The organism is Halorubrum aquaticum (genome assembly GCF_900113615.1).
GTDB lineage: Archaea > Halobacteriota > Halobacteria > Halobacteriales > Haloferacaceae > Halorubrum > Halorubrum aquaticum.
This window is the reverse complement of sequence record NZ_FOPZ01000001.1, coordinates 358,471-373,127: the sequence shown is the minus strand read 5'-3', so window position 1 is coordinate 373,127 and position 14,657 is coordinate 358,471. Positions and strand designations below refer to the sequence as shown.

Annotated in this window: 20 protein-coding genes and 1 tRNA gene; 19 read left to right on the top strand and 2 right to left on the bottom strand. The window is 66.2% G+C overall.

The window, feature by feature from the left end:
• The first annotated feature begins 81 nt into the window (after positions 1-81).
• The 5 genes from F3H10_RS01860 to F3H10_RS01840 all read left to right on the top strand — a co-directional run bounded on the left by F3H10_RS01860 (position 82) and on the right by F3H10_RS01840 (position 3,739).
• On the top strand, positions 82-636 hold the full coding sequence (locus F3H10_RS01860; protein ID WP_149783153.1) for a DoxX family protein: 555 nt from the start codon (positions 82-84) through the stop codon (positions 634-636).
• 193 nt (positions 637-829) lie between these two features.
• Positions 830-1,918 (top strand): glutamate--cysteine ligase, encoded by a 1,089-nt coding sequence (locus tag F3H10_RS01855; protein ID WP_149783152.1) that lies wholly within the window; start codon positions 830-832, stop codon positions 1,916-1,918.
• Positions 1,919-1,978: 60 nt separating this feature from the next.
• Positions 1,979-2,638, top strand: coding sequence for a winged helix-turn-helix domain-containing protein (locus F3H10_RS01850; protein ID WP_149783151.1), 660 nt, complete (start codon positions 1,979-1,981; stop codon positions 2,636-2,638).
• An 82-nt stretch (positions 2,639-2,720) separates the two neighbouring features.
• The gene (locus tag F3H10_RS01845; RefSeq protein WP_149783150.1) at positions 2,721-3,215 is read left to right on the top strand and encodes a phosphopantetheine adenylyltransferase; all 495 of its coding nucleotides are present in this window, start codon (positions 2,721-2,723) and stop codon (positions 3,213-3,215) included.
• Entirely contained in the window at positions 3,212-3,739 is a 528-nt protein-coding gene (locus F3H10_RS01840) for a hypothetical protein (RefSeq protein ID WP_188127842.1), read from the top strand. The genes F3H10_RS01845 and F3H10_RS01840 overlap by 4 nt, the downstream gene beginning before the upstream one ends.
• Positions 3,740-3,745: 6 nt before the next feature.
• Here the strand turns inward: F3H10_RS01840 and F3H10_RS01835 are convergent, their stop codons facing one another.
• Together F3H10_RS01835 and F3H10_RS01830 are read right to left on the bottom strand one after the other, a co-directional pair.
• Positions 3,746-5,173 (bottom strand): FAD-dependent oxidoreductase, encoded by a 1,428-nt coding sequence (locus F3H10_RS01835; RefSeq protein ID WP_149783149.1) that lies wholly within the window; start codon positions 5,171-5,173, stop codon positions 3,746-3,748.
• A 107-nt stretch (positions 5,174-5,280) separates the two neighbouring features.
• Entirely contained in the window at positions 5,281-6,744 is a 1,464-nt protein-coding gene (locus F3H10_RS01830; RefSeq protein WP_149783148.1) for a DHH family phosphoesterase, read from the bottom strand.
• 205 nt (positions 6,745-6,949) lie between these two features.
• Between F3H10_RS01830 and F3H10_RS01825 the strand changes: the two genes are divergently transcribed.
• The 14 genes from F3H10_RS01825 to F3H10_RS01765 all read left to right on the top strand — a co-directional run bounded on the left by F3H10_RS01825 (position 6,950) and on the right by F3H10_RS01765 (position 14,343).
• A tRNA-Lys gene (locus F3H10_RS01825) sits at positions 6,950-7,023 on the top strand.
• 73 nt (positions 7,024-7,096) lie between these two features.
• Positions 7,097-7,438: a hypothetical protein gene (locus F3H10_RS01820; protein WP_149783147.1), complete on the top strand. Its 342-nt coding sequence runs from the start codon at positions 7,097-7,099 to the stop codon at positions 7,436-7,438.
• 100 nt (positions 7,439-7,538) lie between these two features.
• Positions 7,539-8,006, top strand: a complete 468-nt coding sequence (locus F3H10_RS01815) for a hypothetical protein (RefSeq protein ID WP_149783146.1) — start codon at positions 7,539-7,541, stop codon at positions 8,004-8,006.
• A 402-nt stretch (positions 8,007-8,408) separates the two neighbouring features.
• Complete coding sequence (locus F3H10_RS01810) at positions 8,409-9,005, top strand: J domain-containing protein (protein WP_149783145.1); 597 nt, start codon at positions 8,409-8,411, stop codon at positions 9,003-9,005.
• Positions 8,998-9,516, top strand: coding sequence for a hypothetical protein (locus F3H10_RS01805; protein ID WP_149783144.1), 519 nt, complete (start codon positions 8,998-9,000; stop codon positions 9,514-9,516). The genes F3H10_RS01810 and F3H10_RS01805 overlap by 8 nt, the downstream gene beginning before the upstream one ends.
• On the top strand, positions 9,503-9,808 hold the full coding sequence (locus tag F3H10_RS16220; RefSeq protein ID WP_149783143.1) for a hypothetical protein: 306 nt from the start codon (positions 9,503-9,505) through the stop codon (positions 9,806-9,808). The genes F3H10_RS01805 and F3H10_RS16220 overlap by 14 nt, the downstream gene beginning before the upstream one ends.
• A gap of 104 nt (positions 9,809-9,912) precedes the next feature.
• Positions 9,913-10,662, top strand: coding sequence for a beta clamp domain-containing protein (locus F3H10_RS01795; RefSeq protein WP_223174171.1), 750 nt, complete (start codon positions 9,913-9,915; stop codon positions 10,660-10,662).
• Between the two features lie 7 nt (positions 10,663-10,669).
• The gene (locus tag F3H10_RS01790; RefSeq protein WP_149783141.1) at positions 10,670-11,191 is read left to right on the top strand and encodes an HNH endonuclease; all 522 of its coding nucleotides are present in this window, start codon (positions 10,670-10,672) and stop codon (positions 11,189-11,191) included.
• 12 nt (positions 11,192-11,203) lie between these two features.
• Positions 11,204-11,374 carry a hypothetical protein gene (locus F3H10_RS15900; protein ID WP_188127841.1) on the top strand — a complete coding sequence of 57 codons (171 nt, stop codon included), beginning with the start codon at positions 11,204-11,206 and terminating at the stop codon, positions 11,372-11,374.
• The gene (locus tag F3H10_RS01785; protein ID WP_149783140.1) at positions 11,364-11,786 is read left to right on the top strand and encodes a hypothetical protein; all 423 of its coding nucleotides are present in this window, start codon (positions 11,364-11,366) and stop codon (positions 11,784-11,786) included. The genes F3H10_RS15900 and F3H10_RS01785 overlap by 11 nt, the downstream gene beginning before the upstream one ends.
• Positions 11,787-11,906: 120 nt before the next feature.
• Positions 11,907-12,200 carry a hypothetical protein gene (locus F3H10_RS01780; RefSeq protein ID WP_188127840.1) on the top strand — a complete coding sequence of 98 codons (294 nt, stop codon included), beginning with the start codon at positions 11,907-11,909 and terminating at the stop codon, positions 12,198-12,200.
• Positions 12,190-13,212 (top strand): hypothetical protein, encoded by a 1,023-nt coding sequence (locus F3H10_RS01775; protein ID WP_149783138.1) that lies wholly within the window; start codon positions 12,190-12,192, stop codon positions 13,210-13,212. Before F3H10_RS01780 ends, F3H10_RS01775 begins: the two co-directional genes overlap by 11 nt.
• Positions 13,199-13,480, top strand: a complete 282-nt coding sequence (locus tag F3H10_RS01770) for a hypothetical protein (RefSeq protein WP_149783137.1) — start codon at positions 13,199-13,201, stop codon at positions 13,478-13,480. Before F3H10_RS01775 ends, F3H10_RS01770 begins: the two co-directional genes overlap by 14 nt.
• Positions 13,481-13,731: 251 nt before the next feature.
• The gene (locus F3H10_RS01765) at positions 13,732-14,343 is read left to right on the top strand and encodes a tyrosine-type recombinase/integrase (RefSeq protein WP_149783136.1); all 612 of its coding nucleotides are present in this window, start codon (positions 13,732-13,734) and stop codon (positions 14,341-14,343) included.
• Positions 14,344-14,657 lie beyond the last annotated feature (314 nt).

Below are 14,657 nucleotides of genomic sequence, written 5' to 3'. Positions count from 1 at the left end.
GCGATCCCCTTCCCCGCAACGTGGAACGCCCTTCCCCCCTTATGTGTTCACCCGGCGTATCCGTAACTGGAGAGAGACACTATGTCCACCAAAACCACCAACGAGTTCGGCGGGGAGTTCGGCGGGATAACGCTGCTGGGGAAGGCGCACTCGCTGTCGGCGCTGTTCATCGTCCTGCTCCGGGCGCTCATCGGCGGGATGATCCTGTTCGCGGGCCTCGGGAAGGTGAGCGAGTGGCCGTTCGACGCGGCCGGATACCTCGCGAACGTCGACCCCGCGAGCCCGGTCAGCGGCCTCTACGCCGCGATGGCGTCGATGCCGGCGCTCATGGAGATCGTCAACGTCGTCGTTCCGGTCACGCAGGTGCTCATCGGCGTGGCGCTCATCGCCGGAGCGTTCGTCCGGCTGGCCGCCCTCGGCGGGGCCATCCAGATGACGATGTTCTACCTCGGCGGCTGGGCGGGCGAGTTCCTCGCGCTGTTCGACTCGACGCTCATCTACGCGGCCGTGTTCCTCACGGTCGCCGCCTTCGGCGCGGGCCGGATCCTCGGCCTCGACGCCTACATCGAGCGGATCGAGGTCGGCGGGATGCCCCTCATCGAGCGGTTCCCCGCCGCCCGCTACCTCCTCGGCTGAGCCGGGGACGCGCGTACACCGAACCCTCGGGCCGACTCGTTTTCCGGCGGATCGCCTCCTTCTCGTGACTTCCGTTTCCTCGGATGGCGTCGATACCGCCGCAGTCGGGACGTTTTCGAAGCATCATGCTCCCGTCACGAAGTGATTTCCCCCATCCAATCCTTATAATAACGCACGGGCTAATCGCCTCGTAATGGAACTCGGTTCGCGGGACGCGTTCACCCGAACGGGGACGCTCGGCATCGAGGAGGAGTTCTTCATCGTGGACGCCGACGGTCGTCCGACCTCCGGAACCGACGACCTCGTGTACGGCCGCGATCCGCCCGCGGCGGTCCCCGACGGGTTCGACCACGAGCTGTTCAAGTGTACGATCGAGGCACAGACGCCGCTCATCGAGGACCCGGACCGAGCGGAGGAGGCGCTCCGATCGGTTCGGGACGCGCTCGTCGATCACGCCGCCGCCGACGGCTACCGGATCGCGGCCGCGGGACTACATCCGGCCGCGCGGTGGCGCGAGCTGGACCACGCCGAGAAGCCACGGTACCGCTCACAGCTCGACCGGATCCGGTATCCTCAACACCGGAACACGACGGCGGGCCTCCACGTCCACGTCGGCGTCGACGACGCGGACAAGGCGGTGTGGATCGCGAACCGTCTCCGCTGGTACTGTCCGGTGATCCTCGCGCTGTCGGCGAACTCCCCGTTCTGGAACGGCTACGACACGGGGCTGGCGTCGGCGCGTGCGAAGATATTCGAGAACCTCCCGAACACGGGGATCCCCTCGGCGTTCGCGGACTTCGAGGCGTTCGACCGGTTCGAGCGTCGGATGGTCGAACAGGGGTCGATCGAGGACCGCGGCGAGCTCTGGTTCGACGTGCGCCCGCACACCGGCCACGGCACCGTCGAGGTGCGCGCGCCGGACGCCCAGCGCGACCCCGAGCGGACGCTGGCGTTCGTCGAGTTCGTCCACGCGCTCGTCGTCGACCTCGCGGAGCGGTACGACGACGGGGAACCCGGATCAGAACCCGCCCTTCGACGCGAGCTACTGGACGAGAACAAGTGGCGCGCGATCCGACACGGCCACGACGCGTCGTTCGTCACGCGCGACGGCGACGGGACGGTCTCGCTCGGCGAGGTCGTCGCGGAGGAGTGCGACCGACTGGGGATCGACGGGATCCGGGACGTCTACGCGGACGAGAGCGGCACGGAGCACCAACGGCGGATCCGCGAGGAGGGCGGTCCCGACGCGCTCCGTGCGGACCTCGTGTTGGACGACGCCTGAGTTCCGTCGGAACGAAAGCGACGAGAAACCCTTTTCAGCGCGCGGAGCGAGGTTTCGGGCATGACTACGGACGACGACGCCGAACACGGGGACGACACCATCGGCGACGATATCATCGACGACGACATCGTCGGTAACGACGACGGATCGCCGACGGAACGGACCAAAGAGGAGCTCCGAAGGACGCGCGAGCGACTCGGCGAGGGTGCCGACAAGGCCGTCAAGGGCTTCGACGACAACGTCGTGGACCTGCTCGCGTGGCTGCTCGACACCGAGACGCGGGCACGGATATACGTCTACCTCCGGGAGAACCCGGAGAGCACCAGCGACGAGGTCGCCGACGGGACCGGCCTCTACCCGAGCACCGTCCGAGAGGCGCTCGCGGAGCTCCACGACGAGGGAACCGTCTCGCGTGGGAAACGCGAGTCCGACGGCGCGGGGAACAACCCCTACGAGTACGAGGCGATCGCGCCGAGCGAGCTGGTCCGGGGGGTCGTCGGCGACGTCCAGGCCGAGCTCAACGCCGTCTTCAACCTCGACCGGCGGCTGGGCGGGAAGTCGGCCGAGGGGGACGACGAGCCGGTTCAGATCTCCGTGGCCGGAGCGGAGGAGGACGCGGAGGAAGCGACCGACGAGGGCGATCGGAGCGACGACGGGAGCGACCAGGGTGACGACGAGGGCGATCGGAGCGACGACGAGGCCGACGACGACGGACGGTGACCGGAGCGACCGCGACCGAACCGATCGACGCCCCCGCGGTCGGTTCGGGATGATTTAAGTTCCGCCCGCGCAACTCACGGACATGAACGTCGCGCTCGGCGGCACGTTCGACCCCGTCCACGACGGCCACCGGAAGCTGTTCGAACGGGCGTTCGAGCTGGGTGACGTGACCGTCGGCTTGACCTCCGACGAGCTCGCCCCGAAGACCCGACACGTCGAGCGGTACGTCCGTCCCTACGAGGGGCGGAAACGCGACCTGGAGGCCGAACTCGAACCCCTCGCGGCGGAGCACGGACGCGAGTTCGCGGTCAGGAAGCTCGAGGAGCCGACGGGGATCGCCGTCGAGCCACAGTTCGACGCGCTGATCGTCTCGCCCGAGACGAAGGAGGGAGGGAAACGGATCAACGAGATCCGCGAGTCCCGCGGCCACGACCCGCTGGAGATCGTCGTCGTCGACCACGTTCCCGCCGACGACGGCGAGCGGATCTCCTCGACGCGCATCGTCGCCGGCGAGATCGACGAGCACGGAAACATCACTCCCGACCGGGAGGGCCGGGGCGCGACGCGACCCGAATGACGCGACTCGCGCGGACCCTCCTCGGCGAGGTGGGATTCGAGCGCGCCGCCGTCTGGAGCGTGACCGGGTTCGCGCTCACGCTCGTCGCCGTTCGGTCGGCCGGATCGGTTGGGACGGACCCGGTCGCGGTCGCGGCCGCCTGCGCGGTCGTCGCCGCGGTCGGCGTCGCGGGCTTCGCACGGGTCGGCGGCGGACTCCTCCCGAGCGCCCTCCTCGCGTACGGACCGGTTGCGGCGGTCCTCCTCGAACTCGTCGGCCCCCGGATCCGCCTCGTCGCCGGCGGCGGGATCGCGGTCGACGTGGGCGGTGACGCGCCGATCCCCGGCGCGACCGGTGACGCGCTCGCGACCCTCCTCGCGGTGATGGAGCCCCTCGCGCTCGCGGTCGCCGGCACGGTCGTGCTCGCGCTCGTCGGCTTCCTCGTCGGTCGCGGACTGACGGCGGCGACCGGCGGGGACGCGGGGAACGACGATGCGAACTCGAAGGACGACGACGGGTCCCCGACCGCCGACGTCGACGACTGACCCTTCTCACTCCTCGAGCGAGCCGTTCAACACCTTCGCCGCGACCAGCATCGGGTCCCAGACCGGACTGAACGGCGGCGCGTACGCCAGATCGAGGCGTTCGAGTTCGGGAACCGTGAGGTCCGCCTCCAGCGCGGTCGCGAGGGTGTTCACCCGGACGGCCGCGCGGTCGGGTCCGACGATGCTCCCGCCGATCAGCCGCTTCGTGTCGCGGTCGGCCACGAGCGTCACGTCGGTCTCGGCCGCACCGGGGTAGTACCCCGAGCGCGACCCCGCGGTGATCGTCTCGCTCACGGGGTCGAATCCGGCCTCGACTGCCGCCCCCTCCTCGAGAAGTCCGACGCGGCCGCACTCCTGATCGAACGCCTTGACGACGGCCGTCCCGGCGATCTCGCCGACCGGCGTCGGGTCGCCGGCGACCGTCGCTCCGATCGCACGGCCGGAACGGTTCGCCGTGAGTCCGAGGGGCATCCAGGCCTCCTCGCCGGTGACGGCGTGGATCGCCGTCGCACAGTCGCCGGCGGCGTACACGTCCGGCAGGTTCGTCCGACCGTACTCGTCGGTCCGGACCGCGCCGCCCTCGCCGAGTTCGACGCCCGTTCCGGAGAGCAGCTCCGCGTTCGGCTCGATCCCGACGCCGACGACCGCGAGGTCGACGGCGAGTCGCTCGCCGTCGAACGCGACCGCCTCGATCCGGTCGTCGCCGACGAGTCGCCCCACCGGACTCCCCGTGTGGACGGTCACGCCCCGGCCTTCGAGTTCCGTCTCGACCCGCTCGCCGACCGCCTCGCCGAACGGCGGGAGGAGGCGTTCGGAGCGCTGAAAGAGGTGGACGTCGAGTCCACGACCCGAAAGCGCCTCCGCCATCTCGACGCCGACGTATCCCCCGCCGACGATCGCGGCGGTCTCGGGAGCGGGCATGGCCGCGTTGCGGTCGACGCGATCGCGGTCGACCGCCGACACGTCGGCCCGGCCGGGGTCGTACGCGTCGGGCTCGGCGACGTACGCGTCGATCGCCGCCGCGGCGTCCATGTCGTGGAGGGTGAACGCGCCGTCGATCCCCCGCACGTCGAACGGGCCGGTGACGGCGCGGCCGCCGGTCGCGACGAGCAGGTCAGAATACGCCCGCTCGAACGTCTCCCCCTCCGCGGTCCGTACCGAGACGCGCTTCTCCTCGGCGTCGACCCCGACGACCTCGTGGCCGCGTCTGAGGTCGATACCGCGGCCCTCGACCTCGCTCGGCGACAGCGAGAGCAGATTCGAGAGGCGGTCGATCCGCCCCTCGATGAAGTACGGCATCCCGCAGTACGCGAAGGAGATCCAGCGTCCCTTCTCGAAGACGACGACGTCGTGGTCGGGGGCCTCCCGGCGGAACTTGCTGGCGGCGCTCAGTCCGGCTGCGTCGGCACCGACGACGACGAACGGGTCGGTCATGCGAGAGGAGTCGCCGACCGCGGATAAAAAGCCGTCCCCGGCGTGTATCGGCGGCGCATCGCGCCGTTCGGAAGTCGGGTTCCTTCCTTTCCCTTCCCTTAGTTCCCTTACGACCCGTTCCCGCCCTCGGCCGCTCCCTCGACGCCCAATGCGTCGAACAGCTTCCGGCGAACCGCCTCCTCGGTGAGGTGGAGGAGCGTGTCGCGGTTCCCCCCGCTCGCCTCGATCCCGGTGAAGATGCCGAGCGGGATCTCGACGGAGCCCTGCGTCGAGTGGCCGGCGGCGTCGCCCATCTCGGCGAACGCCTCCTGGAGGACGTTCCCGATGTTGAGCCGGATGTCCTTCGAGCGGGCCGCGAGGTAGATGTTGTCGTCGGCGATCCCGAGGACGGCCGTCGTCGTGATCCCCTCCAGGTTCAGGAGGTGTTGGGCGGCCTGTGCGAGCGCCTCGCGGTCGCGGATGAACCCGGCCGTCGAGAAGAGGTGGCTCCCCTGGACCTGCCGGTTCTGGATCGCTTCGGCCAGGACGTCGAGCGTCTCGGGACTCATCGACGGCGACTCCACCTGCTCGAGGGTGTCGTGGTTGGCGAACGGGTGGAGGTACGCGGCCGCGGTGAGGTCCGCCGGCGTCGTGTCGCGTTTGAAGTCCAGCGTCTCCGCGCGGATCCCGTACAGCAGCGCGGTCGCGACCGCCTCGGTCGGCGACTGGTCGAACTCCTGGAGGTACTTCGTGAGGATCGTCGACGTCGAGGAGACGTTGGTCCGCACGTCGACGAACCGGGCGTCCGGCGGCGCGTCCGACTCGAGGTGGTCGATGTAGACGTCGATCCCGGTCTCGAAGTCCATCTCGTCCTCGGCGGACTTCGCGAGGTCGACGGCGGCGACCGTGTCGTACTCCGAGAGCGGCGGCGCGTCCGCTCGCGAGAGCAGGTCGATCCCGAGGAGGTTCACGAACGCCCGGTTCTCCTGATGGCCGACGTCGCCGGAGTAGAGGATGTCGGCCTCGACGCCGAACGCGTCCGCGATCGCCTGGAGTGCGGTCGCCGACGCGATCGAGTCCGGCTCGGGATTGTCGTGGGTGAGGATCGCCATCCGGCCGCCGCCGCCCTCGATGATCTCCGCGAGCTGGCGGGCCATGTACTCCAGTTCGCCGGTCTCGAGCGACTGGAGGGCGCTATCGGCGATCACCGTCGACGGGTTGATCACCACGTCCGCGCCGCGCTCGCGCAGTTCGTCCTCGCTGACCGGATCGGACGCGCGCACGACGACGTACTGGTCGCCGTCGACCTCGCGGATCGCGGAGACGGCCGCCTTGTTGGCCTCGACGTCCGAGGCGAGGATCAACACGATGTCCCGGTCGTCGAGCGCGTCGACGACGTCGGGCTCCGCGATGTCCTGGACGCGGGCGTTGAGGTCCTGGTCCCGCAGCGCCTCGACGCGGCTCTCGTCGCGGTCGAGGATGAGCACGTCCTTGCCGCGATGGGAGAGCGACTCCGCGACCGCGTGGCCGACGCTCCCGCAGCCGAGGATCGCGTATCGCGTGCGTGCCGAGCCGGATGCGCCACTACTCATTGGGACTGGTTTCCGCGGGACGACACTTAACGAGTGCGCTCTCGTCGCGGCCGTTCAGGCGGCCGAAACGCCGGTTTCGACGGGTTCGTGCGGCTCTCCGAACGATCCGGGACGGTTCGTCCGAGAGGAACGCGGATCGTCGTCACCGCCGCGGTGCCCGGCGAATGAAAAGGCCTTTTACCGTGACTCGGATACGGGAGGTCGAGGGCCGGTAGCTCAGTTAGGGAGAGCGACGGACTCTTAATCCGTCGGTCGCGTGTTCAAATCGCGCCCGGCCCGTTCCGTTAATAAAGGATAGAGGCCTCCTAGATGTATTTTTCGGTCGATCCGGAGGTCACTCGGAGGTGGCGTCATGAGCAGCGTCGAGCGGCAGATCGATGTCGATCTCGACACCGACGAGAACGCAGCGAGCGCCGTCGTCGAAGAGCGTCGTGAACTGAACATCTCGGAGCTGTTCAACGCGAACGGTGAGCTTCGTCTCTGGCAGGACAGCGCCGGCTGGAGCGGCTACATTCGCGAGATCGTCGACGACGAGACGCGGTACTACGCGGTGAACACGCGGTTCGACGAAGACGAGTGGATTTCGAAGATCCGCTGCGGTGAGCAGGCGGTTCACGACGCGATCCGACAGCACATCGAGGACAGGCACGCGGGTGGCGTCGGGAACTTCGTGAAGAGGTGTTCGCCGCCATGAGGTACTGTCCGGACTGCGGAGCGAAGCTGACGCGAACCTCGAAGCCCGGCAGCGCGATCCCCTACGACGCGTGTCCCGAGTGTAGCTACGGGGGTGCGCTATGAACGCCGAGACCGCAGTCGACGAACAGCGCGAGGAGATCGCGAACCGTCTCGGCGAACCCGACCAGCTCCAGTTCCCGGATGGATGGACCACGTCCTCCAGCTGGCGGCGCGCACAGGCCGCACGGTCGACGATCGGAGCTGTGAACCCTGCCGAGTTCGACGTGCTGCTCGGCCGTGAGGACGACGAGACGGCGCTCTCACGGCACCGTGTGCTGTTCGCGGTCTACGAGGGTGACCTCGTCGCCGAATGCGACTGCGACGGCTACCGCTTCCGCGGCTGGTGCGCTCACGTTGCGCTACTCTGGTGGCACTGGAGTCGTGACGACCTCGGCGTCACCGACCTCGACACCGGTCGGACGCACCTCTCGCCGCCGTGGTGGCTCACCGTCGACGATGTCGAACACGATCGCGTCGACGCCGAGACGAGTCAGCCGGTCGCGGCCGACGGGGGTGTCGACCGATGACCTCCGTTTCCACTGTTTCGTGTGGAACAACTGGAGCGTACGAGTCGTACGACTCCGCGACCCCGTCGTACGACACCGATTCAGCGATTATTCCGGCCTTCAAGCCGTCTCGAACCGGATTTAGAAAGTCGTACGAGGGTACGGGGGTGCGTCGAAATCGCTGCCCACGTGACGCATCCGTGCGACGGCGCGCGGACTTTATGCGGCGCGCGCGCCGCCGCGCATTATGCGGCCGTGGGCCCGCTCGCAGGCGTTGGGGGGTGGACCGATGAGCGCCGGTGCGACCTACCGGCTTTGGGGAGGGATCTTCGGTCTTCGGAGCGACTGTACCGACTGCGGCCGGTCGAATCCCGCTGAAGCTCCGTGTTGCTGGCGGTGTGGCGGTAGTCTGGAGGTGTCGGCATGAGCCGTTTCGAGTGGCCGGCGGGCTTCGAGCGGACACCGGAAGCGGAGCGCGAGCCGAACCGGAGCTTCGAGGCGTCGCTCGCGACCACGACGCAGGACCTCTCGACGGAGATGGGACGGATGGACGTCGAGAACTGGCGGGCGTCCATCGCGAACGCTCACACGAAGTCGAACGGACTGCCGCTCCACAACGCGAACCCGGACGATCCGGGATTCGTCCTTCGATGGACTGACGACGGCGAGTCGTTCGCGGTGGCCTGCGACGCGTCGCCACGGCTTCGAGACAACGTCCGGACCGTCTACAAGTGGGTCCATGAGACCCGGATGCGGGGGACCCGTCCGGTTCGAACGGGCGACTCCGAATTCGCCGCAGCACGACTTCCGCCGGGCGACGCGAGCGATGGTGATGTCGTCGCAGAGAGTAGTTCGGCAACGCCGGCTCACGAAGTGCTCGATGTCTCTCCGGACGCGCCGGATACAGTGGTGAAAGCGGCCGCACGGTCGCTGAAAGCGAAGAATCACCCGGACAACGGAGGGAGCCGGAAGGCGTTTCAAGAAGTCATTGAGGCGGAGGAGGTGATGCTCAATGAGTGAGTCACGAGTCGCGAAGGCGACGATCCGTGACGAGGGGCTTCTCGCCGCTCTCGAGGAGGCCGAAGAAGAACACGGGTCGCTGGCCGACGCACTGCGGCACGCGGTCGCGACGACGTACGCCGGAGACGACGATGTCGAGACAGTCTACGACAGCGGCCTGCCGGTGAAGGCGGAGGAAGGCCATCGAAAGCTCGTTGAGTGGACCGGAGTCGGCGGCCGGATCGAACTCGGAACGGCCGAGTCGATTCTCGCAAACCATCTGAACATCCAGAAGGAGGCGGTTCGGAAAGTGGTGATCCAGCCGCTGAAGCGCGAGGACGTGATCGCGCTCCACCAAGGGATCCACCACGTCTCGATCGTCGTCGGAAAGAACGACGACGAACCGACCGAGACGGAAAGTCCGGTCGAACCCTCGGCGTCGAAAGAAGCCGTCGCTGACGGCGGCGAGGCACGCGAGCGACTCGACGAGCTGGCGGCGGCCGGGATGGAGGTGGCCGATGGCGACGAGTGATCCGACGCCGGAGACGGCGGCGACGGAACATCCGGCGGTCCTCGACATCGACGTTGTCGGTGACCGGGCACTGGCGAGCGTGGAGAAGGGCGATGTCTCGATTCTCGTCGAAGCGCCGGCGGGGATCTCCGCTGCCGAGTTGGAGCAGACGCTGCGTGGCGTGCCGGAGAGCATCGAGCGGACGACTGAGCGATTCGCGGAGACACCGGCCATGAGTGACGATACTACCAAGAGCGACGAGAGTACCGAGGGCGAAGACGCGACCGACGACGACCTCGGAGGTGGTGTCTGATGGCGGCCGCTGACGCTGAAGACGCGGTTGGAGACGGCGACGCGGCGACCGCAGGAACGGAAACGGAAGCAGTCGACAGTCTGACGGTCGTTATCCGCGCGGAAGTGCTCCAGCAGGTGGTCGACCAACTGCTGACGGTCGTCGACGAGGCGATCTTCCGGATCGGTTACGAGGGGCTGTCGGTCGCAGCCGTCGATCCCGCGAACGTCGGCATGGTCGACGTTGAGGTCGAACCTGGTGCGTTCGAATCAGTGGGTGACGGGATGTTCCCGATCGGGCTGAATCTCCAGCGGCTCGACGACTACATCGGCAGCGCAAGCGGGGATGACCCGGTAACGTTCACGTACCGACCCGAGACGCGGTCGATCGAGATCGATCACACGAACGTCGAAGTCGAGATGTCGGGGATCGACCCGAAGACGATCCGTGACGAACCCGATATCCCGGATATCGATCACTCGGTGGAGTTCACAGCCGATGCGGGTGTGATCACTGACGCAGTGGAGAATGCGGAACTCGTCAGCGACCATGTCAAGTTCGAATCGATGGTCGACGAGGAGGCGTTGGCCGTTCGCGGCCACGGAGATACCGACGAGATTCAGACGGTTCTCGGAGCGGACGAACTGCCGAACGCGACGTTCGACGCGGACGCAGTAGGAATGTACTCGCTTCCGTACCTGGTCGGCGGCTCGACGAGCGGCAGCAAGTACGCGGGAATCCTGAAGCCGCTGAAGAGCGGCACAGAGCTTCGAGTGGAGTTCTCCGAGGAGATGCCCGTGAAGATCTACTACGACTTCGCGGACGATCTCGGTCACGTGATGATGATGCTCGCTCCGCGGATCCAGAGGAAGTGATGACGGTGTGCCGAGCTATCATTACGGTTCGAACCGCGTACAGCGGTACGCTCGGTTCGAACACGCGAAGCCGGGGCACGGGAGCGGAGCAGGCTACGAGCGCTGGCGATCGACCGAATACCGACCGCACACGCCGGGAGAGCGACGCGAAGACGTCTACGTCGCACACCACCGGCTGCTCGCGATCGTCGAGTGCTACCCGCTCGAGGAACCGATTGAGTCGGTCCTCGACGATCTCTCGGAGAAGGATGTCCATCACCGCAACGGGATCAAGTGGGACAACCGGGGAGAGAACCTCGAGCCGGTGGAACATGCTCGCCACGCGTCGATCACGCAGCAAGAGGTCCGAGCGTGGGCCGAAGACGAGAAACGAGAACGGGAACGCCGGGCGGCCGGAATCTCCGACGAGGACATCTGTGACGGCTGCGGTGATGTCGCGGAGCTGCTCGCGACATCGCCCGGATTCGCCGGTGAGCGGTGTCTGGAGTGCGCGAGACGGGAATGCGACGGAGAGCCGATCGAAGTCTGAGAGGGGTGAGATATGACGGTCTACGAGAACGTGAAAGTCCACTTCGACGAGGGCTACGCGAGCGTCTACGAGGAGGTGGAGATCCTCTCGAGCGGCTGGGTCCGCTGCGGGACGGAACCGTTCGGGCCGATGCTGTTCCCGGCCCATCGGATCGAGGAGGTGGATACCGGCTATGAAGGGTGAGAACGACGATAACACCGACTTCCGTCGCTCAGGAGAGTGGATCGGAGAACTCGAAGGAATCGGTATTCGGGATCCCGGCCCGGACGCAGATGGGCCGATCATGGAGTTCCACGGCTCGGAGAGTATGGCCGCGGTAGAGGTGACGACGGAGGAGTTCGTCGACAAGTTGAGCGAAGCGGCTGTCGAGGTACAGCTCGCTCTCGACGAGCAGGGGGACCACAATCTCCGAACCGACGGCGGTGAGGAAGTCGACGGAGGTCTCGAGCGAGTTGAATGCCCAAACGGCTGTACCGACGAGGATCACGACTACGGCAACCAGCAGATAATCGGCGAGTTGCGTAGGGACGGTGTAGAATGGCTCTACTGTAACGTCTGTGGTACTGATCCCGTTCCGGTTGGGGGTGAGGTATGACTCTCGAATCCGTCGAGTGCGACGGATGTGGATGGCTTGGACGCGCAACTCCCACGAACGACGGCAAGATCCCCGATCCGTGCCCGAACTGCGGCTCCGATGACGTTAGGGTGGTGAATGATGTCGAGTGATCGATCCGGAGGCGAGACCGATCGGTTCGAAGCGTACGAGGAGAAAACCGACGAGGTGTGGGAGGGTCTCGAAAAGTCCTACGCGGCAGGCTTCGCGAAGGCGATCGAAGTGTTCGACATCGAGACCGACGCTCCTAGGGACCCGTCGAAACTCAAGGAGACCGAATTCATCGGTGAGTCGCATTACTACTACTGGGAGGGTCGGACGCTCCCGTTGGAGTCCTACCTCCAGAAACAGTTCGGCGTTGGAATCGCCGCCACGGGGGGAGATGATGGCGAGTGAGACGACGAAGGGCGAGTGGAACCCCGGCAGGAAGAATCAGGCTATCCTCTCGCAGATACAGGACGTGCTGTCCTCGGGCGAGGAGCGCACCGTTCGCGACGTCTATTACGCGCTCGAATCTCGCGGTCACAAGTGGGAGTACCGCTATGTGAAGCGGGCGGTCAAGAAGGGACGCCGAGCGGGCTACATCGACCCCGCACAGATCGTCGACGCCTCGCGGACGGCGGAGAACGTCTCGGCGACGGGCTGGCGCGATCCCAAACACTTCGTCGACGACCGGGTCGACAAGGTGTGGAACGACTACTGGGAGGACTTCTGGCGCGAGCAGGAGTCGTACGTCGAGGTCTGGCTCGAGAAGCAAAGCCTCGCGTCCGTCTTCGCGCCCGTCTGTGAGGAGTTCAACGTCCGGCTGGAGGCAACTCGCGGAGATTGGTCGGATTCCAAGGTCTACCAAGCGAGTAACCGACTCATCGAGAAGATCAGCGATGGAAAGGATGTCCGGATCCTCTACTTCGGCGACTACAATCCGTCCGGGTTCCACGCCCCTGTCAGCATCCTCGACGCGATGGGGTACTACGGCATCGACCTCGGTCGGGAGTTCCCGGGATCCGACGACCCGCGTTACTACGACGCCGAATACGGGGCTCCGTTCTGGTTCGAAGGCGGTAACGGTACTTTCGCGCTCGAGCGGAAAGCACTGAACACCGAGCACATCGAGCGGTTCGAACTCCCCGAGAATCCGGTACCATCGTCCTCGGACAAGGACGCGACGATCAAGCGGTCGTTCCGTCGGTACGTTTCGGACGGCCGCGACACCAACGTCGAACTGAACGCGCTGAAAGAGTTCGAACGGGAGTTCCTCGAGGACCTCGTCCGCGACGCGATCGAGGAGCACGTCGACCTGGAGAAGAAACACGAGGTCGAGAACCGAATCCGCGATCGCCGAGAGCAACTCGCCGAGTGTATCGAGATCGACCGAGATGCTCTGGAGGTGACCGATGGCGACGAGTGAGGAGCTCCCGGAGGCGTTCTTCGCTATCGTGGACGGCGTACGCTGTGATGTTGCGCACTTGTGGAGCGAGTGGCGGCAGCGGACGGCCTACGGCCGGGTTCGGCTCACACCGCTACTTGTGGTGTATCCGTTCATCGCGACGTTCTACCTCGTAGCGGCGGGATTGATGTACGGACTCTTCCGTGGAGCAGAGATCGCAGTAGCCGTCTGGCAGCGACTGTGCGACACACGAGAGCGTCTCGAGCCGGAGGTGTACGATGGCGAGTGACGAATCTACCGGGAGCATCGATCGAAGCCGGACTGCGATCGCCCGTGAACACCTACTCGGTGCGACGGTCTGGGCCTACGGTGGTGGAACGGCACGGGTTCGGCCGTGGACACAAATGAGGCAGTTTACGAAACTGCGGAGGGTGTGACAACGGCTAAGACGAGTTTGGGATTCTTGTTATAGAAACCCAAACTCACCGCTTCACTTCGCTGTACCACTTATAAACAACCCACCTCGAAACACATAGAAATATGGAAACCCAAACTCAGGAGAAAGCGACCGTCTGGCTGAAGCCGGACCAGGTCGACGAGATGCGAAGCGCGACCGTGGAAGTGAGCGCGACGTACCTCGCGGCTCGCAACGACGCACTGATCGCGACGCTGTACGACACGGGGCTTCGCGTCAGCGAGGCGATCGCGCTCGACGTCGACGACCACCTAGACCTCGACGACGGGGTGATCGCGTTGCCGGCGGACCTCCAGAAGGACTACCCGACCGATCGGTCGCCGAGCTACACCGAGATCGAGCTCGCCGACGAGACGGTGCGAACGCTCCGAATGTACCTCGCGAGCCGGTGGAAGGACACTGCGGCGCTCTGGCCGTCGCGGCAGGCCGACCGGATGTCGACCGAGTCGGTTCGGAACGTCGTGCGAGACGCGGCTGTCGCGGCCGACGTGCGTCCGCTGACGCTCACCGGCCGAGGAGACCCGGCGGACGTGACGCCGCACACGCTGCGGCACAGCGTCGCGTATCGGATGCTCAACGTCGAGGAGGGGAACTCGTTCTACGACGTGCGGAACCGGCTCAGACACGCGAGCATCCAAACGACAGAACGCGTCTACGACCACATCGACCGCGTCTGACCTGGGTCGGTGTCCGGCCATTCGCTATTTTCCGAGATATCGGATTCTAAGATCGGTCGGTACCGAACCTCGCGCGGCCGCTCTCAGCGAACCCCCTGCGCGCGCGTATATAAGAGAAGGGGAGGGGGAGGGGGGTGAGCCGTGCGATCGAACGTGATCGAGGGTCACCTCGAGATCTCTCCGGATCACGATATTCGTCGTTTCGAGATGGGCCGGTTCGGCGTCTCTGCTGCCTGCCGAGAATCTGACCCACGCCCGCGCGTATATAATGGGAAGTGAGGGGGAGGGGGTAGGGAACGGACCGAATCGCCAGG